This is a genomic window from Aneurinibacillus tyrosinisolvens (genome assembly GCF_001015055.1).
GTDB lineage: Bacteria > Bacillota > Bacilli > Aneurinibacillales > Aneurinibacillaceae > Aneurinibacillus_A > Aneurinibacillus_A tyrosinisolvens.
This window is the reverse complement of sequence record NZ_BBWZ01000001.1, coordinates 208323-230899: the sequence shown is the minus strand read 5'-3', so window position 1 is coordinate 230899 and position 22577 is coordinate 208323. Positions and strand designations below refer to the sequence as shown.

General features: G+C 48.0%; 22 protein-coding genes and 1 pseudogene. 1 reads left to right on the top strand and 22 read right to left on the bottom strand.

Annotated elements, in window-relative coordinates:
- Nucleotides 1-3 precede the first annotated feature (3 nt).
- The 7 genes and pseudogenes from MBEAL2_RS01120 to sufC all read right to left on the bottom strand — a co-directional run bounded on the left by MBEAL2_RS01120 (nucleotide 4) and on the right by sufC (nucleotide 7621).
- Nucleotides 4-1446, bottom strand: a complete 1443-nt coding sequence (locus MBEAL2_RS01120) for a bifunctional metallophosphatase/5'-nucleotidase (protein ID WP_047150476.1) — start codon at nucleotides 1444-1446, stop codon at nucleotides 4-6.
- A 17-nt stretch (nucleotides 1447-1463) separates the two neighbouring features.
- Nucleotides 1464-2282: pseudogene (locus MBEAL2_RS29915) on the bottom strand (sulfite exporter TauE/SafE family protein).
- A gap of 149 nt (nucleotides 2283-2431) precedes the next feature.
- Entirely contained in the window at nucleotides 2432-3829 is a 1398-nt protein-coding gene (gene sufB / locus MBEAL2_RS01110) for a Fe-S cluster assembly protein SufB (protein WP_047150475.1), read from the bottom strand.
- A gap of 29 nt (nucleotides 3830-3858) precedes the next feature.
- Nucleotides 3859-4311: a Fe-S cluster assembly sulfur transfer protein SufU gene (gene sufU, locus MBEAL2_RS01105; RefSeq protein ID WP_047150474.1), complete on the bottom strand. Its 453-nt coding sequence runs from the start codon at nucleotides 4309-4311 to the stop codon at nucleotides 3859-3861.
- Nucleotides 4298-5521 carry a cysteine desulfurase gene (locus tag MBEAL2_RS01100; RefSeq protein ID WP_047150473.1) on the bottom strand — a complete coding sequence of 408 codons (1224 nt, stop codon included), beginning with the start codon at nucleotides 5519-5521 and terminating at the stop codon, nucleotides 4298-4300. Before MBEAL2_RS01100 ends, sufU begins: the two co-directional genes overlap by 14 nt.
- Nucleotides 5521-6816 carry a Fe-S cluster assembly protein SufD gene (gene sufD, locus MBEAL2_RS01095; RefSeq protein WP_047150472.1) on the bottom strand — a complete coding sequence of 432 codons (1296 nt, stop codon included), beginning with the start codon at nucleotides 6814-6816 and terminating at the stop codon, nucleotides 5521-5523. Before sufD ends, MBEAL2_RS01100 begins: the two co-directional genes overlap by 1 nt.
- A gap of 16 nt (nucleotides 6817-6832) precedes the next feature.
- A complete protein-coding gene (gene sufC / locus MBEAL2_RS01090) occupies nucleotides 6833-7621 on the bottom strand; it encodes a Fe-S cluster assembly ATPase SufC (protein ID WP_047150471.1) in 789 nt (262 codons plus the stop codon).
- 278 nt (nucleotides 7622-7899) lie between these two features.
- Between sufC and MBEAL2_RS01085 the strand changes: the two genes are divergently transcribed.
- Nucleotides 7900-8187 carry a hypothetical protein gene (locus MBEAL2_RS01085; RefSeq protein ID WP_047150470.1) on the top strand — a complete coding sequence of 96 codons (288 nt, stop codon included), beginning with the start codon at nucleotides 7900-7902 and terminating at the stop codon, nucleotides 8185-8187.
- A gap of 109 nt (nucleotides 8188-8296) precedes the next feature.
- On the opposite strand, the gene MBEAL2_RS01080 is transcribed toward MBEAL2_RS01085, so the two are convergent.
- The 15 genes from MBEAL2_RS01080 to MBEAL2_RS01015 all read right to left on the bottom strand — a co-directional run bounded on the left by MBEAL2_RS01080 (nucleotide 8297) and on the right by MBEAL2_RS01015 (nucleotide 22549).
- Nucleotides 8297-9418, bottom strand: a complete 1122-nt coding sequence (locus tag MBEAL2_RS01080) for an anti-sigma factor domain-containing protein (RefSeq protein WP_047150469.1) — start codon at nucleotides 9416-9418, stop codon at nucleotides 8297-8299.
- A complete protein-coding gene (gene sigI / locus MBEAL2_RS01075; protein ID WP_269082432.1) occupies nucleotides 9345-10184 on the bottom strand; it encodes an RNA polymerase sigma-I factor in 840 nt (279 codons plus the stop codon). Before sigI ends, MBEAL2_RS01080 begins: the two co-directional genes overlap by 74 nt.
- 144 nt (nucleotides 10185-10328) lie before the next feature.
- Entirely contained in the window at nucleotides 10329-10754 is a 426-nt protein-coding gene (locus MBEAL2_RS01070) for a hypothetical protein (RefSeq protein WP_047150468.1), read from the bottom strand.
- 278 nt (nucleotides 10755-11032) lie between these two features.
- Nucleotides 11033-12217: an acetyl-CoA acetyltransferase gene (locus MBEAL2_RS01065; RefSeq protein ID WP_047150467.1), complete on the bottom strand. Its 1185-nt coding sequence runs from the start codon at nucleotides 12215-12217 to the stop codon at nucleotides 11033-11035.
- Between the two features lie 15 nt (nucleotides 12218-12232).
- The gene (locus tag MBEAL2_RS01060) at nucleotides 12233-13219 is read right to left on the bottom strand and encodes an OB-fold domain-containing protein (RefSeq protein ID WP_201780789.1); all 987 of its coding nucleotides are present in this window, start codon (nucleotides 13217-13219) and stop codon (nucleotides 12233-12235) included.
- A gap of 4 nt (nucleotides 13220-13223) precedes the next feature.
- Nucleotides 13224-13631 (bottom strand): hypothetical protein, encoded by a 408-nt coding sequence (locus tag MBEAL2_RS32365; RefSeq protein ID WP_201780788.1) that lies wholly within the window; start codon nucleotides 13629-13631, stop codon nucleotides 13224-13226.
- 42 nt (nucleotides 13632-13673) lie between these two features.
- A complete protein-coding gene (locus MBEAL2_RS01055; RefSeq protein WP_047150466.1) occupies nucleotides 13674-14489 on the bottom strand; it encodes an SDR family NAD(P)-dependent oxidoreductase in 816 nt (271 codons plus the stop codon).
- 68 nt (nucleotides 14490-14557) lie between these two features.
- Nucleotides 14558-16141 carry a long-chain-fatty-acid--CoA ligase gene (locus MBEAL2_RS01050; protein ID WP_047150465.1) on the bottom strand — a complete coding sequence of 528 codons (1584 nt, stop codon included), beginning with the start codon at nucleotides 16139-16141 and terminating at the stop codon, nucleotides 14558-14560.
- A gap of 136 nt (nucleotides 16142-16277) precedes the next feature.
- Nucleotides 16278-16520, bottom strand: a complete 243-nt coding sequence (locus tag MBEAL2_RS01045; RefSeq protein ID WP_161798143.1) for a DUF2553 family protein — start codon at nucleotides 16518-16520, stop codon at nucleotides 16278-16280.
- Nucleotides 16521-16602: 82 nt separating this feature from the next.
- Nucleotides 16603-18294 (bottom strand): glycerol-3-phosphate dehydrogenase/oxidase, encoded by a 1692-nt coding sequence (locus MBEAL2_RS01040; RefSeq protein ID WP_047150463.1) that lies wholly within the window; start codon nucleotides 18292-18294, stop codon nucleotides 16603-16605.
- Between the two features lie 160 nt (nucleotides 18295-18454).
- Nucleotides 18455-19945 (bottom strand): glycerol kinase GlpK, encoded by a 1491-nt coding sequence (gene glpK / locus MBEAL2_RS01035; RefSeq protein WP_047150462.1) that lies wholly within the window; start codon nucleotides 19943-19945, stop codon nucleotides 18455-18457.
- Between the two features lie 38 nt (nucleotides 19946-19983).
- Nucleotides 19984-20808 carry an MIP/aquaporin family protein gene (locus MBEAL2_RS01030; RefSeq protein WP_047150650.1) on the bottom strand — a complete coding sequence of 275 codons (825 nt, stop codon included), beginning with the start codon at nucleotides 20806-20808 and terminating at the stop codon, nucleotides 19984-19986.
- A gap of 228 nt (nucleotides 20809-21036) precedes the next feature.
- Nucleotides 21037-21594, bottom strand: coding sequence for a glycerol-3-phosphate responsive antiterminator (locus tag MBEAL2_RS01025; protein ID WP_047150461.1), 558 nt, complete (start codon nucleotides 21592-21594; stop codon nucleotides 21037-21039).
- Between the two features lie 84 nt (nucleotides 21595-21678).
- Nucleotides 21679-22059: a glycine cleavage system protein GcvH gene (gene gcvH, locus MBEAL2_RS01020; protein ID WP_047150460.1), complete on the bottom strand. Its 381-nt coding sequence runs from the start codon at nucleotides 22057-22059 to the stop codon at nucleotides 21679-21681.
- A 37-nt stretch (nucleotides 22060-22096) separates the two neighbouring features.
- Nucleotides 22097-22549, bottom strand: coding sequence for a redoxin domain-containing protein (locus MBEAL2_RS01015; protein WP_047150459.1), 453 nt, complete (start codon nucleotides 22547-22549; stop codon nucleotides 22097-22099).
- Between the last annotated feature and the right edge of the window lie 28 nt (nucleotides 22550-22577).

Below are 22577 nucleotides of genomic sequence, written 5' to 3'. Positions count from 1 at the left end.
TTATTATATATCAAGCCAGTGCTTTTTACTGCATTCCTCTAATGAATGCTCCTTCTTCAATTCCTGCTGGAGAACGTCTCTTAAGAACTCGGGTAAATAATACTCAACCTCACTCCCCCGCTTAAAGGTGGGAAAAACAATGCCAAAGGTAAACATATCAATCGTACCTACTGTATACAGCTTGTCATCGCGGATGGGTTCGCCATGGACGAGAATACGCTCAATGCGTTTTCCGCTTTTCCCTTTTGGGCTAAAGTAGACATCCGCACCGGCAATGCTTAACCTCCCCAGCACTTTTCCCCGAAAGCCAAATCCTCGTATCTCCCTGTTAACATTCCCATCATCAAGTGATTCTTCCAGGATGATGCGGATCTGGGCGCCGGTTAATTTCATTTTACACGGATTAATCGGGTGCGGACAGAGGGCCAGCATATCTTTTCTTGTGACCGGTCCTTTTTTAAGCGAAAACAGTAGAGCGCCGGAATTAACGACTCCGATATCAGCGTCGGTCCAGGCTCGCAGTCCAACCGCAAGCAGATTGGCAAGCGGCGATTCCTCCTGCCATGATACCGGCAAATCCCTGTCCAGCCGGACGACCACCTCGCTCATAATATCTTCGGCCCGCTGCCGGTATTTCGCAATGAGCTCCTCTATGTCCCTGTCTGCCTCATAGTCTGTGCTCGGAATACAGGCAGCCTGGAGAGATTCCACTTCTCTCGTTTCCTTATCATATTGTATATGGACATGCCCGATATGCTGGCCGAATTTCCCCGTCTGGCAAACAAGTGTTCGGTTGATCATTTCTCCGTCAGGTAAATAGGTGTGCGTATGCCCCCCAAGGATAACATCGATTCCCCGCGTGTTGCGGGCAAGCTCCACATCGAAGTTATATCCTAAATGAGAAAGAACGACAACAATATCTACCTGTGGGCGAATTGTTTCCACAATGGCACCTGCAGCTTCAAACGGATCTCTCGTTTCAAAACCGAGCAGTTTGTAGAAGGGAAAAGAACTGAAGGGAGCGGTGAGTCCGATCCATCCCACCTTCACATCTCCGTACGTTTGAATGACATACGGTTCCATAAACTCCGGGATTTTTTTTGTTGCGGAATCAATGAGGTTTGCACAGAGAACGTCGAAGGAGGCACTTTCATAAAGACGATTTAATTGTTCGCGGGGAAACGTCAGCCCTTCATTATTTCCGATTGTAACAAGATCATAGCCTGATTCGTTCAATATTTCGATATTCGCCCGGCCCCAGGTTGCTTCCGTCTTCAGCGTCATTCTATCCATATGATCCCCGAGATCAACAGTTACAACCGGCTGCCCCTGTTCCTGCAAAGCCTGGCGCATTGTTTTCAATCCTGTGGAGATATGCGCCATTTCCGAAAAATGACTGTGAAGATCGTTCGTATGTAAAATGTGCAGGACGCCTTTCATCCCCATACCTTTCTCTCCTCTCCTTAAGCCAGTCCCTGCCACAACATGCGGATGGCGATAATAAGCAGGACAAACCGCAAAATATTTTCAATGCCGTTCCCGGACAACCTGCTCGACAGCATTGTCCCCAATTTTCCGCCAAGCCATGCCCCCGGAGCGATGGCAAGGACAAGCATCCATATAACGTGGCCAAAGGCAATATGCGTTACGCTCCCTACAATCGAAGACAGCAAAATGACGAACATCGAAGTAGCGGTCGCTACATGTGCCGGGAAGCGGAACATCACCAGCATAAACGGAACCATAAGCGCCCCTCCGCCAATCCCAAACACACTTGATAAAATACCGACAAGCAGAGCAATGATAACAGCAAGCGTTTTAGAATATCCGTATGTATAGACCTGCCCTGAAACATCCGTATATGTTCTCACCGTTTTCCACTTCATCTCACGCGGCTGCATTCTTTTTCGATAAAGCAAAAACAAAAAACATAACGACCATAAAAAATTCCGTAGTAAACATTAAATGAGGTTTTATTAAAAAAAGCGGAAAGCCAGGCACCAATGACCGCCCCCGGCGCGCTTCCGATAAAAAAAAAGAAAAGCGCTTCTAAAATCAACCAGCTTCTTCTGCGCATAGCTAATTGTGGACGAAAAAGCCGTTACGATGATGAGCATGAGTGATGTTCCAATCGCAAGCTGTGGCGTAATCGCCGGGACGCCGGACATCGTCGAACCAAAGTAAAGCAGAGCCGGAACAAGAATAATTCCTCCGCCGAGACCGAGCAGGCTGCCGAACGCTCCGGCGAAGGTGCCAATCAACGTGAAAACCAACCAAATCATAGTTTGTTCACTCCTATGTACGATGGGAAATAAATATGCTTCTTTTTATCATATCACATCTTAAATGGCAGCTTATAAACGATGCGCATACAATACTGAAAACTCCCAAACGATGTCGTTTGGGAGTTCCTTGATTTTACGTAATTCTTTTATCCGATGGAGCCTTCCATTTCGAATTGGATGAGACGGTTCATCTCTACCGCATATTCCATTGGAAGTTCTTTGGTGAACGGTTCGATAAAGCCCATAATAATCATCTGGGTTGCTTCATCCTCTTTTAAACCACGGCTCATCAAGTAGAAGAGCTGCTCTTCGCTCACCTTGGAAACTGTCGCTTCATGCTCCAGTGTAACATTGTTGTTTAGAATTTCATTGTAAGGAATCGTATCGGATGTAGAAAGCTTATCAAGAATGATGGTGTCACATTTAATGTTGGATTTCGATCCTTCGGACTTTCTTCCGAAGCTCGACAATCCACGGTACGTAACTTTACCGCCGTGCTTACTAATGCTTTTCGATACAATGGTGGAGCTGCAATCCGGTGCAAGGTGAACCATTTTGGCCCCCGCATCCTGATGCATTCCTTTTCCGGCAACGGCGATTGAAATAACGACGCCTTTCGCACGCGGGCCTTTCATGATAACAGCCGGATACTTCATCGTGATTTTACTTCCGATGTTACCGTCAATCCATTCCATTGTCGCGTCTTCTTCAGCGGTTGCGCGCTTCGTTACAAGGTTGTATACGTTGGCAGACCAGTTCTGAATGGTTGTATAACGACAGCGTGCGCGCTTCTTAACGATGATCTCAACCACCGCACTGTGAAGGGAATCCGTGCTGTAAATAGGAGCCGTACATCCCTCAACGTAATGCACAAAGCTATCTTCATCGGCAATAATCAGCGTACGCTCGAATTGACCCATGTTCTCAGAGTTAATCCGGAAATAAGCTTGCAGCGGCGTTTCGCATTTTACGCCTTTCGGTACGTAGATAAAGCTTCCGCCAGACCATACGGCACTGTTTAATGCGGCAAATTTATTGTCTGTCGGAGGAATAACTGTGCTGAAATATTCTCTTACAATTTCAGGATGCTCCCGTACAGCTGTATCCATATCGCAGAAAATAACGCCGAGATCTTCCAGCTCCTGCTGCATGTTATGGTATACAACCTCTGACTCATACTGGGCCGATACACCGGCAAGGAACTTCTGTTCTGCTTCCGGGATCCCTAAGCGATCAAATGTATTCTTAATCTCTTCCGGCACTTCATTCCAGTCACGGCCCTGTTTTTCAGAAGGCTTCACATAATAGGTGATGCTGTCAAAATTAAGTTCGGTCAGATCCCCGCCCCATTGAGGCATAGGAAGCTTCCGGAAGGTTTCAAGGGATTTCAAGCGGAAATCAAGCATCCACTGCTCCTCGCCTTTAATGCGGGAAATTTCCTCAACGATTTCTTTCGTTAACCCTTTCTTTGCACGGAAGACGGAAATATCCTTGTCATGAAAACCATACTGGTATTCCTGTAACTCAGGTGCTTTTTTACTCATTTGTTCTTCCTCCTTGTTGAGACGTATGATTACGCCTCCTCGTGGTTCGACTGCTCACGTACGCCCTGCTGCATCGCTTTCCACGCGAGAGTAGCACACTTGATACGAGCCGGAAACTTGCATACGCCCTGCAGGGCTTCAATGTCACCTAAATCTTCCTGTTCCAACTCGTCTTCTACCTCTTCCCCTTTCATCATCCGGGAAAAAAGGTCTGCTATCCTTAATGCGTCATCGACTTTACGCCCTTTAATTGCTTCCGTCATCATCGATGCGGATGACATGCTTATCGAGCATCCTTCACCCGTAAAACGGGTATCGCTGACTTTGCCGTCTTCAATCTTCAACTGCAATTGAATCCGGTCTCCGCAGGTCGGATTATTCATATTAATCGTAACCGCGTCATCATCAAATGCCCCCCGGTTCCGAGGTTTCTGGTAGTGATCCATAATAACGCGGCGGTATAAATCATCAAGAGAAGACATTTCCGAAGTACTCCTTTGTCTTGATTAAGCCTTTTACCAGCGCGTCAACGTCTTCTTCCGTGTTGTACAGGTAGAAGCTCGCCCGCGCAGTCGCTGAAACCTTTAAGAACTTCATTAAAGGCTGGCAGCAATGGTGGCCGGCTCGAACCGCTATCCCTTCCGCATCGAGCACAGTGGCGATATCGTGAGGATGTACATCCCCCATTGTGAATGTAACGAGGCCGCTGCGCTCCCGCGGACCATAAATTTTCATACCTTCAATTGTGCTCATTTGCTCCATCGCGTAGCTGACCAGCTTCTGCTCATGGTCGCGAATAGCATCCATTCCAATCGATTCAACAAAATCAATCGCCGCCCCGAGTCCGATAGCACCACCGATAATCGGTGTACCGGCTTCAAATTTCCATGGAAGCTCTTTCCAGGTAGAATCATACAGGTCTACAAAGTCAATCATTTCCCCGCCGAATTCTACCGGCTCCATTTTTTCAAGCAGATGACGTTTTCCGTAGAGAGCTCCAATGCCTGTCGGACCGGCCATTTTGTGGCCCGAGAAGGCAAAGAAATCACAATCTAAGTCCTGAACATCTACCTTCAAGTGCGGAGCCGCCTGTGCACCGTCCACAACCATCACACCACCGTGGCGGTGGACGATGGATGCCACCTCTTTAACCGGATTAATGGAACCAAGCACATTGGATACATAGCCCATTGCTACGAGTTTTGTATTCGGCGTAATTGTTTGTTCAGCCGCTTCTACCGTGATTGTTCCATCCGGCTGGAGCGGGATAAACTTAAGGGTAGCTCCTGTAAGCTTCGCGATCTGCTGCCACGGGATAAAGTTACTGTGGTGTTCTACTTCTGTAGTGACGATTTCGTCGCCTTCCCCAATGAAGTTGCGGGCATATCCCTGAGCTACAAAGTTTAATCCTGTTGTCGTTCCGCGAGTAAAGATAACTTCTGCCGCTTCCTTCGCGTTAATAAATTTCCGGACTTTCTCACGTGCTCCTTCATATCCGTCTGTCGCCAGTGTTCCGAGGGTATGAACACCGCGGTGAACATTTGAATTATATTCACGATAGTAACGTTCAAGCGCTTCGATGACCTGTATAGGTTTCTGCGAAGTAGCCGCATTGTCAAGATAAACAAGCGGATGACCGTTGACTTCCTGGTTCAGGATAGGAAAAAGTTCACGAATCTCTTTTGCATTCATCATGAAAGCTTCCCTTCAATAATGGAGGTTAATCGCTTCTGCATACCCTCAATAGGCAGATTACCCAGTACCGGAGCGAGGAAACCATGAACAATAAGACGCTCTGCTTCCCGTCTGCTAATACCGCGCGATGTTAAGTAGAAAACTTGCATTGGGCTAACAGGACCGACAGATGCGGCGTGGCCTGCCAAAACATCATCCTCATCAATCAGCAGAATCGGATTGGCGTCCCCGCGCGCCTTCTCACTCATCATCAGAAGGTTCTCCGCTTGTTCACCGTTTGCCTTCTCCGCACCCTTCTTCATTTCTGTAATCCCGTTAAAAATACCTACTGCTTCATCTTTCATGACACCCCGGGTAAGCATTGTGCTTTCCGTATGGGAGCCGATGTGCACGACTCTTGCAACAAAGTTCTCTCTTTGTGAACCACTGCCAATCGCAACGGATTTCACATCGGTTGAGGAGCCCTGTCCTTCTAAAATGGTTGTCGTGTTGGAAACGGTATTTCCGTTATTCATGTCTCCCAATAACCATTCAATGCGTGCATCCTTGTCGGTAATCCCCCGGCGATGTGTATAGTCTGTCACCTGCTCAGACAGGGAACGAACGGAAGCATAGGTTACCTTCGCACCGGATTTGGCAAAGATTTCTACCATACCGTTCATTACCACCGGCTTCGTATAATTTGCACCGATAACATTTTCGACAATTTGTACAGCGCTGTTTGTATCGGCAACGATAAGCGTGTGAGGGAACAGTGCTACCTCTTCCTCTTCGCCCCACACAATTACCTGAAGCGGTTCCTTAATCTCTACGTTTTTCGGCACGTAGACAAACAGTCCACCGCTCCATAGCGCCTTATGCAACGCCGTTACTTTATGTTGTTCAATTCCGCTCTGGAATAAATGTTTTTTTACAAGGTCTTCGTGCTCACGCACCGCTTGAGCCAGAGGCATAAACAGTACGCCCTGCTCCTTAAGCGACGGGCTGAGCTCTGCATAAACAACAGTGGAATGTTTTTGAATGATGAGGCTGTTATTATTTTCAGCAAGGACATCTTTCAGTTCCTCAGGGAGCGAGTCTAAAGAAGTGATTACCGCTTCCTCTTTATAAGGAACAAATCCATCGATATTCCACTTGTCAATTTTCGTTTTATCCAGTCTGGGCACCGGCAGCTGCTGGTAGTCTGAAAAGCCCTGTTCACGAAGCTGTGTAACCCATTCCGCTTCCTGCTGTCCTTGCGAAAGCCGGGCAATTATTTCCTGGTCAAACCGCACGTTTGCTTCTACGCTCATTACTATCCCCCCTGACTTACGCTTCTGCGCCTACTGTTTCATCCTGAATGCCGAGCTCTTCCTTAATCCAGTCATATCCGTTTTCTTCAAGCTTTTCAGCCAATTCCGGACCGCCGGACTTCACAATTCGGCCCTGCATCATGACATGAACAAAGTCTGGTTTAATATAGTTGAGCAAGCGTTGATAGTGCGTAATCATAAGTACGCCCATTTCCGGGCTGCGAAGTTCATTTACCCCGCGCGCAACAACTTTCAACGCGTCAATATCCAGGCCGGAGTCGATTTCATCAAGAATCGCAATCCTTGGCTTAATCATCATCATTTGAAGGATTTCGTTACGCTTCTTCTCCCCGCCGGAGAAGCCTTCGTTCACATAACGGTGGGAGAAGGACTCATCCATTTCAAGAACTTCCATTTGCTTATCCATTTGGCGAATGAACTTAATCAGTGAGATTTCTTTTCCTTCTTCCTGGCGCGCATTGATTGCACTGCGCAGGAAGTCCGCATTGGTTACCCCGCTAATTTCGCTCGGATATTGCATGGCAAGGAACAATCCCTTGCGCGCACGTTCGTCCACTTCCATATCGAGCAAGTCTTCTCCGTCGAGCGTAGCTGTTCCGCCTGTAATCTGGTATTTTGGATGTCCCATCAGGGATGAAGCAAGCGTGGATTTCCCCGTACCGTTCGGCCCCATGATCGCATGGACTTCCCCGCCTTTAATCTCCAGGCTAAGCCCTTTCAAAATCTGTTTTGTATCAATGGAAACCGCCAGGTTCTCTATTTTCAAATGTGGTGTTTCTGCCATGATTAATTCCCTCCGTTAACATGATATCTACTTGAAATGATTTAAAATTCTCAAGTGTGGTAATCGCATTGTTTTCAGCCATCTTTTATAATATAGTATATCATAGTTGAAAATCAATGAAAGACCTGTAAGCATATTTTTTAAACAAAATTGTTTAAAAAGTAGCCCTTCGTTTTTTTATAGCATACCCATAACGCAAAAAATAGCACCCTGAAAAATCCTTTTTTATTCGTTCGAATTTTTAGTATAATAAAACAAAAGGTAAACGGGGTGATAGAATGGAAGGTTATTGTCCTATCTGTCGAAAGGTTATCAGTCTTTCCCATCCGTTATGCGATCAGGCGGAAAAATGGTTTCACAGCGCGAGTGGAAAAAAGGTGTGGAGAATTCGCCAGCTAAACCGATATGCTTATGAATATGTAACCGAGGAAGAATACAATGCGATGCAAGAGCATAGCTCACTCATTCTCTCAGATGCGAGAAGCTGGGATGACTTCGATGGCTCTACATTTACAGGCATAGACTGCCGGGGCGAACGAACATCCATTTTCAGCAACACTCCATAACTTCATTAAATATATAAAGGAAAGGGAAGGTGCTTTGTGCGCCTTCCCTTTCCTTTATTCGTCCCCTGAAGAGTGGTGTTCCTCGTTCTGGCCTTTTTCTTTCTGGTGTTTATGATGTTCTTTTTCTTTTTATTTTTTCCTGCAGCTGTTCCTTTACCTTCTCCAGCTCGGAAGGTGCAGGGTTGCGCAGGATATCCTCATTTTTTTTCGGGTTGTTTTTTAAGTCGAGAATTTCTTTCGCTTTCTCTGCAGTTGATTTTCCCTCCATCGGATTTCGATTTCCGGGGTGCTTTAGTTTTTCCTCTTTCACTGTTTTTTTCGGTTTTTTTACAACCGGAGTTTGGACTGCAGCAGGATGCTTTTGCGCGCTGGCAGCAGGCGCTTTATTCGAAACCCCATGCTGTGGAGAAGGAGGAGGTGCAGGCGAAGTCTTTTTTATCTCCTTAACTATTATTCCTGCATCTTTTTTGGGAGTGCTGCTTCCCGTCTCCCTAATCCCGCCTATTTGTGAACGGATTTCGCTCACACTTAATTTCTTAATGCTATCCTTTGATAGTTGTTTGTGGCTTTGTTTCAGCGATTCATAGAGTGCAAATTTCCCGGCTGACATACCATTTTTTCTCGCTTCTTCGCGAACTTCTTTACTGCTCTTCATAAGCGTAATCGTTACCTGTTCCTGATCAGAAGCAGTCAGCACAGGGATTTCTTTCTGGACAAACCGAACGACCTCGTCGGACACCCTGACGTCTTTCAATCCGATGGAGGCAATGAGTATATCATGGTTCTTTTTCAAAAATCCCTGTCTGCCTGCCTCAGCGATTACATTCGAAGCAACATCGACAAAGGAATGTTTTCTCCATTCTACCCCGTCGAGCAACAGCTTTCCTTCCTTATTAAAAGAGGTGGCGTCGATAACCCGGTACTCTTTATCCAGTTCCAGCTCGAGGCTAGGATTAATATCGATCGAAACGGCAGCATAGGCGGAAGCATGCAGCATATTCCACAATGGGAAAACGGAGAGCAAAACCAGAATCGACGCCGCCGCTACGTAAGACCACCGGCCCCAGCCGCCCCGCGTTTCAGCGGCCGCTTGTTTTGGCGGGGGAACAAACTCAATTTCTTCTCCTTCTTTCAAGCCTTTTTTATCGGCCGGTATTTTATAGAACTCCCCGCTCGGCGTCATGACTATAAGCTGCCGGCTCTGCACTTCCATTACAATTCCCTTCTTCATCCAGAACTTCCCCCCTTTCGTCTGCCTCATCCACCTGGATATAGGAGCGCAAGTACCGATAGTCTTCAATAAAAATCAATGTAATGGCTACAATATAATTTCGGTTTCTTTCAATTGTTTTACGGGAAAAGGAAATATATTGCAGAAGGTATTTCACCGGGATTTTTTTCTTTGTGAGAAACGTTTCCCTTAAATCCTGCTGCTCTGCAATCATTCGTGCAATTTTAATCATATTGATTCTGGCATCAGTATGCCTTGGTGTGTAGTCAGGCAGTTCTTCGAGGGCGATACCATATTCCGAGAGCCGGTCCTTGTAATGAAGAATTTCTTCCCTTCTATAATCCGCTTCTTTTTCCTGCTGATATTGTTCAACAGCCGCCTGGACATCCCAGACATTATGGTCGTTTGATTCCGGATCCGTGTGCTCATCGAGGGAGACAAGAGCGATCTTCTGCTTGCTCTTCCGAATAAAGTCAATAATCCGCCGCCGTATGACAAGATCGGCAAAAGAAAGAAAAGAGCTTCCTTTACTCCTTGTATAGTGAGATATCGCCTCATTAAAAGCTTCTAAGCCTATGCTGAATTCTTCGTCGTGGTTCTGGTCAATGTACCGCTTGCATACTTTTGAAACACTCGTCCCGATAAACGGCCGATAGTTTGCGATCAATTCGTTTCGCAATATATCCTCACCCTGCTGTATTCTTTCGATAAGTTCATGCAGATTTTGATGTTCTGTAGTATGTAGAGGTTTTTCTTTGCGTTGCAATTTTCCTAGAAAAAGCGTAAGTAACAAGAATTTTCACCTCTTTCCATAAAGATTCGCATCTTTATACCCTTTTTTGGGGGGAATAAAACAAAAAAAAGCGGCGCCCCTTTTTTTTATGTCGGAGCACCGCTTTTAGTAGGTATATTATGGGGTCGATTTCTTGCTTTGCGATTCCCAGCGATTTAGCCGCTGACTCAGTTTATTCAACCGAAGCTTCAAGTCCTCGGCCCATTCTTTATCGTCCAATTGCTTTGCAATGGACATTAAATCAAGCGCGTTATCGATCTGGCCGCGCAGAACCATCGAGATATTCCCGTTATCTATCGAGATGCAATTTTCAAATATTTTATCCAGCATGTCTCCATTCACGTACTCTTTAAAGTCGACTTCAGGTGCCATATCCGCATGTGCATATTCAGACAGAATTTCGTATTCTTCTTCAATATCGTGGTGAACGTCAATCCGATTGCATACAGGACAGTATAAAATCGGAACGTTATGAATTTGTGTTTTGTAGTGGCGCAGGCTTCCAAGTGCGCCTATCATACTTGCTCCGCAGCAGAAACTCATTTGGATTCCTCCTCTATAGCTACGCTATACTCTTTATTTTATTGTAACGGTGGCTGCCTCTTTTTCCTATAACAAAAATATGGAACCTGATGAAAGGTGTGGCTTATAACTATATATACCACAAACCTTACCGGTCTATTTACTATTTTACCATACAGCATATAAAAAACGCCGTATTTTCTGCTTGCTTTACAGAAAGTATACGGCGTATGTTCTCTTATAATGCTGTTTTTTATACTGTCCATGCAGGTGATATGTGTATCTCCTGCTCCCAGCCATCACGAAAGTTCTTTGCCTACAATCGATACGAAGGAAACGCACTGCCAGGGAAAGCCCCCCAGGTTATGGGTTAGGCCGATTTTCGGATTGTTGAGCTGCCGTTTTTCGGCTTTCCCCTGGAACTGAAGGTACATTTCATACAGCATGCGCAGGCCGCTTGCGCCAATTGGGTGCCCAAATGATTTCAATCCCCCATCGGGATTTACGGGAAGCTTGCCGTCGAGGTCGAACACGCCGTCGAGCACATCCCGCCAGCCATTCCCGCGCTCGCTGAACCCTAAATCTTCATAAATAACTAGCTCCGTCGGCGTGAAGCAATCGTGGACTTCGGCCATATGGATTTCCTCACGGGGGTTCGTTATCCCGGCCTCACGGTAAGCCGCAGCCGCGGCCGCCATGTTCTCCCGGATGGAAGTAAAGTCAAAGTCCTGGCGCAGCCGCCCATCCCCCGGACCGGCCGCAATGGATAACGCTTTTACATACATCGGGTCTTTCCTGTATTTATGCGCGTCCTCCGTCCGCACGATAATCGCCGCCGCAGCTCCGTCCGCAACACCGGAACAGTCCATCACCCCCAGCGGAGAGGCCACCATGGGGGATTTGGCAATTTTCTCTAACGGCACTTCGCTGCGATACTGCGCCTTCGGATTTAACGAGCCATTCCGATGATTTTTCCAGGCGATGCGGGACAGCACTTCCTTCCCTTTCTGCGGGTCAAGCCCGTATTTTTTAAAATAGGCCGGCGCAATGAAGGAGAAGGCTGCGGGGGCTGTAATATCGGGCGCCGTTCCATCATTAGGCGCTCCCTGAATGACAAGCCCGCTGTATCCTGAATCCTTTAGTTTCTCCACACCGATCGCCAGCACCATATCATACGCGCCCGAGGCAACCGCGTAGCACGCGTTCCGAAATGCTTCCGAGCCGGTCGCGCACATGTTCTCTACTCTCGTAACCGGTATATACTGTGTTTTTAGTGCACCGGACAGCGTAATTCCCGCATAGCCTGAATCCATGGTCCCTAGCCAGGCCGCCTCAATATCGGTCGGCTCAATTCCCGCGTCGTTAAACGCTTCATAAGCCGCTTCCACAAGCAGATCATCCACACTCTTATCCCAGTACTCGGCAAATCTTGTACACCCCATACCTATAACAGCGACTTTATCGCAAATTCCACGCTTACTCATCTATTCTTGCCCCCTTCACCGTTTCGGCCGCGCTTTCCAGAAGTAGTTATGAATCCCCCCGGCTTCATACAAACGGCGAAATGTCATTTCGACTTCCATTCCGATCTCCACTTCTTCCGGGCTGCAGTCGGTAACCTCGCACATAATGCGGCCGCCTCCTTCAAAATCAATCACCGCAACGAGGGCCGGCGGAGCGGGCGTTGCTGCAAGGTAATCCACCGTATAGGTTGCGACGCTGGCCTTCTTCCCTATAAAACGATAGTCTTCCATTTTGTCCTTTGCCTGGCAGTGCACGCACACCCGCTGCTTCGGAAATTGGGGAGTTCCGCATTCCGTGCACCTGGAGCCGTAAAATCCAAGATTCTGGTGGTAGTTCCTATACATAGCCGGTGCGGAAGGGCGGTTTGTGGTCGGCCGTCGCGGCGGCTCCACCTGCAGCATCCCCTTCCACTTCACGTAATCACTATAAGAAAGCTCGTTATTTTTTATCGAGATGTGTCCTTTGATTCCTTTTCGCTTCGGATATTCAGCGATTGCCTCTGTTGCTTCCAGCAGGATGGCGTCCGCCCCCTCTCCGAAAGTGAGAAGAAGAATTTTATCGTGTGGCTTTGCTTCTTCAAGCGCCGCGGTAAGCATCATCGGGCCGTGCGCCGTACCGGCGGCGCCAGCGGATAAAAGCAGCGGGTCCTGAATTTGCTCCTCTTTGCAGCCCAGTTTTCGGACCGCCTGAATATATGCTTTACTCCCAGGTCCGGATACAACGATTTTAGCAATCGATTCAGGCGTCAGCTCGTTTCTTGCCGCAAGACGTACCGCCGCTTCCTGTACGCTTTGTAAGAAAACATCGGAAACGAAGCGCTCCTCCCAGTTTTGCAGAAAAGGATCTCCCTGGCTACGCCACTGGCCAACCGCCTCCTCCTGTATCGTTACAGAGTCAACGATACGCGCGATGACATCCTCTCCGCTGCCCAGCAGAAAAGCAGCAGCCCCATCACCAAACAACTGCTCATTCTGTCCCCCCCGGCCCGCCTATCCGGCAGTCGGCCGCGATAACAAGCGTCCTTCGTTCAAGATCAGCCCCTATCATCGCTGAGGTGCCTGCCCGGAGAGAGTGCGCGGCCTCGATTCCCTGCACGCTCTTTTTTAAATCAAGTGCCTTTACCATGGTCGGCACCGATGATTTCTCCCGGTACGGACCGCTCGTTGTCGCAAAATATATGGCGTCAACGGCTTCTTTGTCCAATCCACCCAGGCAGTCGAGGGCCGCTTCAACCCCCATTGATATGCTGTCCTCATCGAACCCGGCGACTGCTTTCTCGCCTGAGAACACCGGTGTCCCAAAAAACTCTTTGATTTTATTACGCTGCAAACGCCGGTATGGAACGTATGCGCCGTAAGAGATAATTCCTTTCATTTGCCGCTCCCTCCCTTATGTGTAGGATTTCGTTTATTCACATCAAGTGTAGGAACCGCCATTGATGTGGATGACCTGGCCGTTTGTATAGTTCGACAGAGGCGAAGCAAGATAGAAAATACCGGCTGCTGCTTCCTTCGCTTCACCGGCACGCTTTTGCGGGATCGCCTGCTCAAACATCGTCCGTACTTTTTCCGGAATGCCGACGGCCACCCCATTTACGCTTTCCCCATTTTCTTTCGGCCGTGTAAGCCGTGTATCAATGAGTCCAAAAGCAACCGCATTGCAATTGATGTTAAACTGCCCCCACTCGCGGGCTATTGTCTTGGTTAAGCCAACGACGCCTGCTTTTGCCGAGGAGTAATTTGCCTGCCCGACATTCCCCATAATGCCGGCCACCGATGATACATTGACAATTTTTCGATAATTGGTGATTCCCTGCTCGATTTCTTTTTTTGCCGCCTCTCGCATATGAGGGGCCGCTTCTCTGATGAGACGGAAAGGAGCAATGAGGTGGATGTCCAGCATTGCCTGGAACTGCTCATCCGTCATTTTGTGGATCAGGCTGTCCCACGTGTATCCGGCGTTGTTTACGAGAACATCGAGCCTGCCAAACGCCTCCACTGTTGTGTCCATAATTCCTTTTGCAAACTCGGCCGATGTAACATCACCGCAGTATGTAATCGCTTCCCCGCCTTTGTCACGAATGGCGGCAGCTGTTTCTTCAGCCGGGGCCTCATCCCGGTCGGAGACGACGACCCGCGCCCCATGCTCGGCAAATATCTCCGCCACTTCACGCCCAATCCCCCTGCCTGCCCCCGTTATGATTGCCACCTGGTTTTCCATCATTTTACTCATGTACCTGCTCTCCTTTACATCCCCATATTTTTTGCGATAATCATTTTCATAGTGTAAGCTTTGCTTGTTTATTGAACGTTTCTCGTTTTGCCTGCCCAGAAGCGATCCCGCAGCTCACGCTTTAAGATTTTACCCGCGCCGCTCTTCGGAATCTCCGCCACGAATTCAATCGTTTTCGGTACTTTATAGCCTGCCAGCTGCTGGCGGGCGAAGGCAATAATCTCCTCTTCTGTAGCCCCGCTATCCTGTTTTGCGACAATGACGGCTTTTACGGCTTCCCCCCAGGTCTCATCCGGGACACCGATAACCGCGCACTCAAGCACAGCCGGATGCTGGTACAAAACATTCTCTACCTCGACTGAGTACACGTTTTCCCCGCCTGTAATAATCATGTCTTTTGCGCGATCTACAACATAGTAGAAGGAATTCTCGTCAGCATAGGCCATATCCCCTGTATAATACCAGCCATCGCGGATCGCCCGGGCCGTCTCCTCGGGCAGATTCCAATAGCCCTTCATGATATTCGGCCCTCTGGCGATAATCTCACCCACTTCTCCTACAGGCAACTCGCTGCCCTCCGGATCGACGACCTTCATTTCAACACCAGGTACAGCCTGGCCGCCGGAAGCAAGCCTTCTCTCCTCTTCCGCTGTTCCCCCGACCATATGATTTTTCCCGGTAAGAACCGTTAAAATCGGCGACGCTTCCGTCATGCCATACGCCTGAAAAAACTGGACACCCGGCAGCATCTTGACTCCTTTTTTTAAAACTTCTACTGGCATAGGAGAGCCGCCGTACATAATGCGTCTTACCGAACTTACATCGTACTGCGCAAAATCAGGGTCATTTAACACCATGTTAATCATGGTCGGTACAAGCAGGCCGCAGGTTGGTTTCACTTCCTCATATACTTGGAGCACACCTTTTGGAGAAAAGGCTCGAAGATGTGCGTGTGCGCCTCCAACAAGCGTTACAGCAAATGTAGAAGCGCCGTCAGCCAGATGGAACATGGGCGCCGCATGAAGGTAAATATCCTCTTCCGTGTATTGCATCATGAGGGCGCAATGGTAAGCGTTGCTGACAAGGTTTTTATGCGTAAGCATCACGCCTTTGGAGCGTCCGGTCGTTCCTCCCGTATAAAACAATCCCGCTACATCGTCTTCGTCAATTCCGTCTGCTGTCAGCGGCTCATCAGGCTGGGCTGCCAGCAGTTCTTCATAGAAGAGAACGCTTTCATTTCCGACAGCAAGCGCTTCTCCTTCGTCTTCTGCAAAAATGATATGCTGTAAATTCGGCGCTAGCTGCCGCAGTTCAGGTAAGTATGGCAAAAACTCTTTATGAATGTAAAGAACACGGACATCGGCATCGTTTAATACAAAAGCGATTTCCTTCGGCGTGAGCCGGACATTAAGCGGCACCATGATGGCCCCGTAAGCCGGGATGCCATACATTAATTCCAGGTAGCGAAAGCTGTTTAGCATAAGCAGGGCGGCGCGGTCCCCTTTTTTTACGCCAAGCTTAGCCAGAGAGCGCTTAACCTTTGCCGTTCTTCCGGCAAACTGCTCGTATGTATACGTGTGCTTTCCATCGATAATCGCGGTCTTTCCTTTAAAATTCCGGCTTGCGTTCATTAACCCTTTTGGAACTAGCATCCATACCTTCCCCCTTCTCAACAAATCGTTTTTATTTTTGCGGGAATATTAAAAATTATCTTAATTAAATATTACTACATTCACTGCCTATTTCCTTTCTTCTTTGCTATTTTTAAAATAAAAAAGAGCGGTGCATTTAGCACCACCCCATGTCGCAATCTTCAACGTAGCTTGAATGCCGGATGACATCCGCTGCGTCCATCCGAAAAATCCGCTGCGCGTCTATCGTGTACCCGGCGTTCATTGTGCAGGAGGCCGCATCGAACGGTACCTGCCCGATTTCCTGTCCATTGAGCGTGAGGACAATGCAGTCCTCCGTCACTTCGCCGCGCACTTTGTTTGTAACATCAATCCGCTGTACATCCGGATTTTGTGACAATGCGATCACCCCATCTTCACAAAGGATAGCATTATTATTCCGCATCACAGCGTTTTTTAATCAAGGAAAAAAGCAGATCTGCTTACATTGCAAACTTATTGTTTCCATTCTTTTCATCCATCGGTACGACGGCATCATGCAGCTGTGTTTCAAGTTCGATTGTGTATTTTTTCTTTTCCTCTGCACTCCAGCGCAGGCGCTTTGCCATATAGCTGATAACCGGCTCCTTCCACTGGTGAACCCAGCCAATGTTAAAAAACAATGCACCTGTCCGCCGGATGAAGACATCGACGGGTTTGGCTGCCATTTCTTCCTCCATCGCATAAAAAACGCGGATAAACACGTCGAGCGGCAGTCCATTCGCCTTCGCTTCCCGTCCATGCTGCACAATATATTCATATATCCGATCAATGTTCGAGCCGTACGTGCGGACCAATTTTTCCGCCTGCTCCCGTGTTAAACCGTACGCCAGACCCTCTTCTGTCTTCGTGCGGATAAAAGCCGGGAAATTCGCCGAGCCGCCTACATTTCCGCCAGATATCGGCCAGGTTTTTGTCTTGCACGGCGGATAGGTGCCATGCCCTTCCTCTTTCAACAACCCGGCTGCAAGGTCTACGACCATCTCCGCCATTTTACGGTATCCTGTTAACTTCCCTCCCGCGATCGTAATCAACCCTGATTCCGACTGCCAGATTTCATCCTTGCGGGAAATCTCGGAAGCGTTTTTTCCTTCTTCATAAATTAATGGGCGGACGCCTGCCCAGCTCGATTCCACGTCGTTTACATTAATTTTAACGTCCGGAAACATATAATTAATCGCATCGATAACATACTTCCTGTCCGCCAGCGTCATCTTCGGATGAGCTGTATCCGTATCATAAAACGTGTCCGTTGTTCCTACGTATGTTTTTCCGTCGCGCGGAATGGCAAACACCATTCTGCCGTCCGGGGTATCGAAATAGACAGCCTGCTTCAACGGAAACCGTAATTGGTCAATGACGAGATGAATTCCTTTTGTCAGTTGGAGCATTTTTCCTTTTTTCGAATGATCCTTTTCCCGCAGCGTATCCACCCACGGTCCGGTAGCATTCACAATTTTCTTTGCGTACACTTCGTACACTTTGCCATCCAGTTGATCGGTGGCACGTACACCGATCATCCTGCCATTCTCGTAAATCAATTCTTCTACTTTTGTATAGTTAACGGCTTTTGCCCCCTGGGCAACGGCTTCCTTCATGACTTCAATCGTCAGCCGGGCATCGTCTGTCCGGTATTCCACATAATAACCGCCGCCTTTGAGCTCTTCACGCTTGATAAGCGGCTCCTTTGCCAGTGTTTCCTGCACGCCGAACATGGTACGGCGTTCACTGCGTTTTACGCCGGCAAGAAAATCATACACCCGCAGGCCAATCGAAGTGCTAAACCTGCCGAATGTGCCGCCCTTATGAAACGGCAGCAGCATCCACTCCGGCGTTGTGACATGCGGCCCGTTCTCGTACACAACCGCACGTTCTTTACCGACTTCCGCGACCATTTTTACTTCGAATTGCTTTAAATAGCGCAATCCTCCGTGGACGAGTTTGGTTGATCGGCTTGAGGTTCCTGCCGCGAAATCCTGCATCTCGACCAGGGCGGTTTTCATTCCGCGTGTAGCGGCATCCAGAGCAATCCCGGCTCCGGTAATCCCTCCGCCAATAATAAGCAAATCAAACTGCGCTCCGTTCATTTCATGCAAAACTTCAGTTCTCCTACTGCTGGAAAATGACTGTGCCATGGTTGTTTCCTCCCGAGATAACGGCAGTGTAGAACAGAGAAACAAAAAGAGAGACCACAACAAGCATTGTAGCCATTTTATAAATAGCTGCAATGCAGTGTGGTCTCTCCCGATCTCCTGCCGTTTTATTAACTTAATGATAGTATACCACAATCGCGTCTTATTTAAAAGCCATTGCTGCGTGAACTGCCTTCTTCCAGCCTTTGTATAATTCGTTCTGCTGTTCATCCTGCATGGAAGCCTCGAAGCAGTGTTCAATGTTCCACTGTTTTGCGATTTCAGCCGTGCTTTCCCAGTAGCCGACAGCCAGCCCCGCAAGATAAGCGGCACCGAGCGCGGTTGTCTCATTAATCACAGGCCGTTCAACGGATACGCCAAGAATATCGCTCTGGAACTGCATGAGGAAGTTGTTTTTCACAGCGCCGCCGTCCACGCGCAGCGTCTTTAAGGAAATACCTGAATCCGCCTCCATTGCAGTCAGTACGTCTTTCGCCTGATAAGCCAGTGACTCAAGGGTAGCGCGAATAAAATGCTCTTTTGACGTGCCGCGTGTTAACCCGAACACCGCGCCTCTCACTTCACTGTCCCAATACGGTGTCCCTAGACCGACAAACGCCGGAACAACATACACCCCATCCGTCGACGCTACCCGTGCCGCGTATTCTTCGCTGTCTTTTGCATCCTGGAACATACGGAGTCCATCACGAAGCCATTGAATGGCGGAACCCGCTACGAATATGCTCCCCTCAAGCGCGTATTCAACTTTCCCATTAAGCCCCCAGGCGATCGTAGTCAGCAGGCCATGATTGGAAGTTACCGCTTTCTCGCCCGTATTCATCAGCATAAAACACCCGGTGCCATATGTGTTTTTTGCCATGCCTTCTTCGTAGCAAGCCTGCCCGAACAGCGCAGCCTGCTGATCTCCGGCTGCCCCGGCGATTGGCACTTCCTCGCCGAAGAAGTGGTAATCGATGGAGTGTGCGTATATTTCAGATGAAGGGCGGACTTCGGGCAGCATGCTTTTTGGAACCGTAAGAATGTCCAGAAGTTCATCGTCCCACTTTAATTCATGAATGTTGTACATCAGGGTACGGGACGCATTGGAGTAGTCCGTTACGTGTGCACGGCCGCCGGAAAGCTTCCAGATGAGCCATGTATCAATTGTCCCAAAGAGAAGTTCTCCTCTTTCCGCCTTTTCTCTTGCACCATCTACATTATCAAGGATCCATTTCACTTTCGTTCCCGAGAAATACGCGTCAATGAGCAGGCCGGTTTTGTTTCGAAAAAGCGCGTTGTGGCCTTTCGATTTTAAGTCTTCACAAATTCCAGCGGTTTGGCGTGATTGCCATACAATCGCGTTATAAACCGGCTTGCCTGTTTCTTTGTCCCAGACAACCGTCGTCTCCCGCTGGTTTGTAATCCCGATCCCTGCAATTTGTCCAGGTTTTATATCGGCTTCGGACAAACAGCTGGCAATGACAGCGAGAATCGAACCCCAGATTTCACTCGCATTATGCTCAACCCAGCCTGGCTGTGGGAAATATTGCGTGAACTCGCGCTGGGCCGTATGAACGATTTCTCCCTTTTTATTAAATAAAATAGCGCGTGAGCTTGTCGTCCCTTGATCAAGAGATAAGATATATTTTTCCATATAAACTCCCCCCAAAAATAATGGATATGATATCGATGCTATGCAACTGCCTGTTTGTTTTGAATACGGGCGGCCTGCTTTTGGCCAACAAAATAAGAAATAAATAACACTACAACAATAAGTGCAAGTACATACCAGAGGCTGGCCGTGACTTTTCCCTGAAATACAGCTTTGTAAAACAATCCGCCAAACGACCCGCCGAGAATCGGACCCACAACCGGGATCCACGCATAAGACCAGTTGGACTTTCCTTTTCCATGGATAGGAAGGATGAAATGGGCGATGCGCGGTCCTAAATCACGGGCAGGGTTAATGGCATAACCAGTTGTACCGCCAAGAGACATTCCGATGCTGACGATGAGGAATCCGACAACGAAAGGATTCAACCCGTCTGTAAACTTATTCGCGCCGATTGCCAGAATTCCTAGGACAAGCACAAACGTTCCAATGATTTCGCTAAGCAAATTTGAAAATGTATGCGGAATGGCAGGACCGGTACAGAATATACCCAGCTTCGCGCCCGCATCCTCTGTTTCTTTCCAATGAGGCAGATAGTGCAGATAGACGATAACCGCACCGAGGAAAGCGCCTATCATTTGCGCGAGGATATAGGAAGGAACATCTGTCCATGGAAACGCTCCCGTAAAAGCTAGCGCTATGGTTAGGGCAGGATTTAAATGGGCCCCGCTTACGCTGCCAACCGCATAAGCACCGACCGCTACAGCCAATCCCCAGCCCATTGTAATGACGATCCACCCGGAATTAGCGGCATAGGATTTTTTCAACGATGTTCCGGCACATACTCCTCCGCCCAGGATAATTAAAATCATAGTTCCTACAAGTTCTCCAATAAACGGTGACATAAAGCTTCCTCCTTTGTTTTTTGTAACCGCTTTAAAAGTAATGATAGCAGCAAGACGGAGAAAACCCCGTCCATTTTTAAGGACAAAAAAACGGAGACTCACAGCAAAACACCCTTTATAAAGAGGGATTTTGATGTGAGTCTCCATTTCTCCGTCACTGTTATTAACTTATTTCATATAATATCGCAAAATGAAAGCGTCGTCAATCTCTTTTATTTTTTAAAAGAATTATTTTGCAAAAATTTTCCAAAGCTCCCTGTTCGATGTCGTAATCGCTGTGGCTCCGGCCCCAAGCGCACCTTCTACATCATCCACCGTCCTTATTAACCCTCCGGCGAAGATTGGAATTCCTGTTCTGGCGTGGACTTCAGCAATGATGTTCGGCATCGCTCCCGGCAATACCTCAATAAAATCAGGCTGCGTTTTTTCAATCAGCGAATAGCTTTTCTCCAGCGCATTCGTGTCCAGAAGAAAAATTCTTTGAATCGCCAGGACGCCTTTTTGCTTTGCTTTCGTGATCACACCCGCTCTCGTGGAAACTAAACCAAACGGCTTTATTTCCTGGCATAAATATTCTGATGCGTATTCGTCATTTCGCAATCCGTGAATGAGATCCGCATGCAGGAACATTTTTTTATTATGGGCGTGTGCCATCTTATATATATTTTTCAATTGGGCAATGTGAGTGTCCAGGAACACTCCATATTCGTAGGAACTTGTAAGAATTTTTTCAAAGTCTTTTATATCCCTGGCTGCCGGCAAAATTTTCTGTCCATAAAATGCCATTGCTTATCCCTGCCTTTTAAAAAAAGGAGTGCCGCCGCAGTACCCGCAGCCCACTCCTTTTCAGTCGAGGTAAAAAACTTGCCCTTATTCTTTCACCATATCCTCATACGCGGAAGCGTCCATCAGCTTTTCCACTTCGCTCTCATCCGCCAGTTCCACAACGACCATCCACGCATTCTCATACGGCGATTCGTTTACGAGTTCCGGAGAGTCTTCAAGCTGTCCGTTAACTTCCACCACTTTTCCGCTAACCGGAGCGTATAATTCAGAAACGGTCTTTACAGATTCCACGCTGCCGAACGGTTTATTCTGCTCTAACTCGTCGCCTACTGCAGGAAGTTCTACAAACACAATATCCCCAAGCTCGGACTGTGCAAAATCAGTAATTCCGATATAGGCTTTATTTCCTTCCACGCGTACCCATTCATGTTCTTCACTGTACTTTAAATTTGACGGCAAATTCATTCGAATCGCATCCTCCCTATGATCTATCCTGTTCGGATTATTTTTCTTCCTCAGAACCAATAACCCGGTCCAGCCGTTTCTCCAGCATTTTTAATCCTTTTTCCCCGGCCTGATAATGGCGCAGCTTCTGCTCGGTATCAAATAAATAATACGCCGGCACGTACTGGTTCTCGTACGCATCTACCAGCTTGTGCCCATTATCGATGGCAACGGGGTGGATTAACCCATACTGTTTAATCGCTTCCTTAATGGGTCCGATTTCCGTGTCCTTTTCTGAGCGCGGCATATGAATACTAACGACGCGAAGCCCCTGCTCCTTATAACGGTCCCGCCATTCATTTAATTGGGGAAGCGTTTCCTTACAAGTGTGGCAGCTAATGGACCAGTAGTGGACAAGAGCCGGTGTGCCTGCCAGTTCTTCTTTCGTTACCTCACCGTTCACCCATTCCGTAACACCGGTGAATTCAGGCATATCATCACGAAGTTTCATGTGAAGACCCTCCTAACAAGTGTATAGT

Excerpts from the sequence above, each read along its gene's own strand:
- MBEAL2_RS01120 (WP_047150476.1), bottom strand. The coding sequence starts at position 1,446 with ATGGGGATGAAAGGCGTCCTGCACATTTTACATACGAACGATCTTCAC.
- sufB (WP_047150475.1), bottom strand. The coding sequence starts at position 3,829 with ATGAGTAAAAAAGCACCTGAGTTACAGGAATACCAGTATGGTTTTCAT.
- sufU (WP_047150474.1), bottom strand. The coding sequence starts at position 4,311 with ATGTCTTCTCTTGATGATTTATACCGCCGCGTTATTATGGATCACTAC.
- MBEAL2_RS01100 (WP_047150473.1), bottom strand. The coding sequence starts at position 5,521 with ATGAATGCAAAAGAGATTCGTGAACTTTTTCCTATCCTGAACCAGGAA.
- sufD (WP_047150472.1), bottom strand. The coding sequence starts at position 6,816 with ATGAGCGTAGAAGCAAACGTGCGGTTTGACCAGGAAATAATTGCCCGG.
- sufC (WP_047150471.1), bottom strand. The coding sequence starts at position 7,621 with ATGGCAGAAACACCACATTTGAAAATAGAGAACCTGGCGGTTTCCATT.
- MBEAL2_RS01085 (WP_047150470.1), top strand. The coding sequence starts at position 7,900 with ATGGAAGGTTATTGTCCTATCTGTCGAAAGGTTATCAGTCTTTCCCAT.
- MBEAL2_RS01080 (WP_047150469.1), bottom strand. The coding sequence starts at position 9,418 with ATGAAGAAGGGAATTGTAATGGAAGTGCAGAGCCGGCAGCTTATAGTC.
- MBEAL2_RS01070 (WP_047150468.1), bottom strand. The coding sequence starts at position 10,754 with ATGAGTTTCTGCTGCGGAGCAAGTATGATAGGCGCACTTGGAAGCCTG.
- MBEAL2_RS01065 (WP_047150467.1), bottom strand. The coding sequence starts at position 12,217 with ATGAGTAAGCGTGGAATTTGCGATAAAGTCGCTGTTATAGGTATGGGG.
- MBEAL2_RS32365 (WP_201780788.1), bottom strand. The coding sequence starts at position 13,631 with ATGAAAGGAATTATCTCTTACGGCGCATACGTTCCATACCGGCGTTTG.
- MBEAL2_RS01055 (WP_047150466.1), bottom strand. The coding sequence starts at position 14,489 with ATGAGTAAAATGATGGAAAACCAGGTGGCAATCATAACGGGGGCAGGC.
- MBEAL2_RS01050 (WP_047150465.1), bottom strand. The coding sequence starts at position 16,141 with ATGCTAGTTCCAAAAGGGTTAATGAACGCAAGCCGGAATTTTAAAGGA.
- MBEAL2_RS01040 (WP_047150463.1), bottom strand. The coding sequence starts at position 18,294 with ATGGCACAGTCATTTTCCAGCAGTAGGAGAACTGAAGTTTTGCATGAA.
- glpK (WP_047150462.1), bottom strand. The coding sequence starts at position 19,945 with ATGGAAAAATATATCTTATCTCTTGATCAAGGGACGACAAGCTCACGC.
- MBEAL2_RS01030 (WP_047150650.1), bottom strand. The coding sequence starts at position 20,808 with ATGTCACCGTTTATTGGAGAACTTGTAGGAACTATGATTTTAATTATC.
- MBEAL2_RS01025 (WP_047150461.1), bottom strand. The coding sequence starts at position 21,594 with ATGGCATTTTATGGACAGAAAATTTTGCCGGCAGCCAGGGATATAAAA.
- gcvH (WP_047150460.1), bottom strand. The coding sequence starts at position 22,059 with ATGAATTTGCCGTCAAATTTAAAGTACAGTGAAGAACATGAATGGGTA.
- MBEAL2_RS01015 (WP_047150459.1), bottom strand. The coding sequence starts at position 22,549 with ATGAAACTTCGTGATGATATGCCTGAATTCACCGGTGTTACGGAATGG.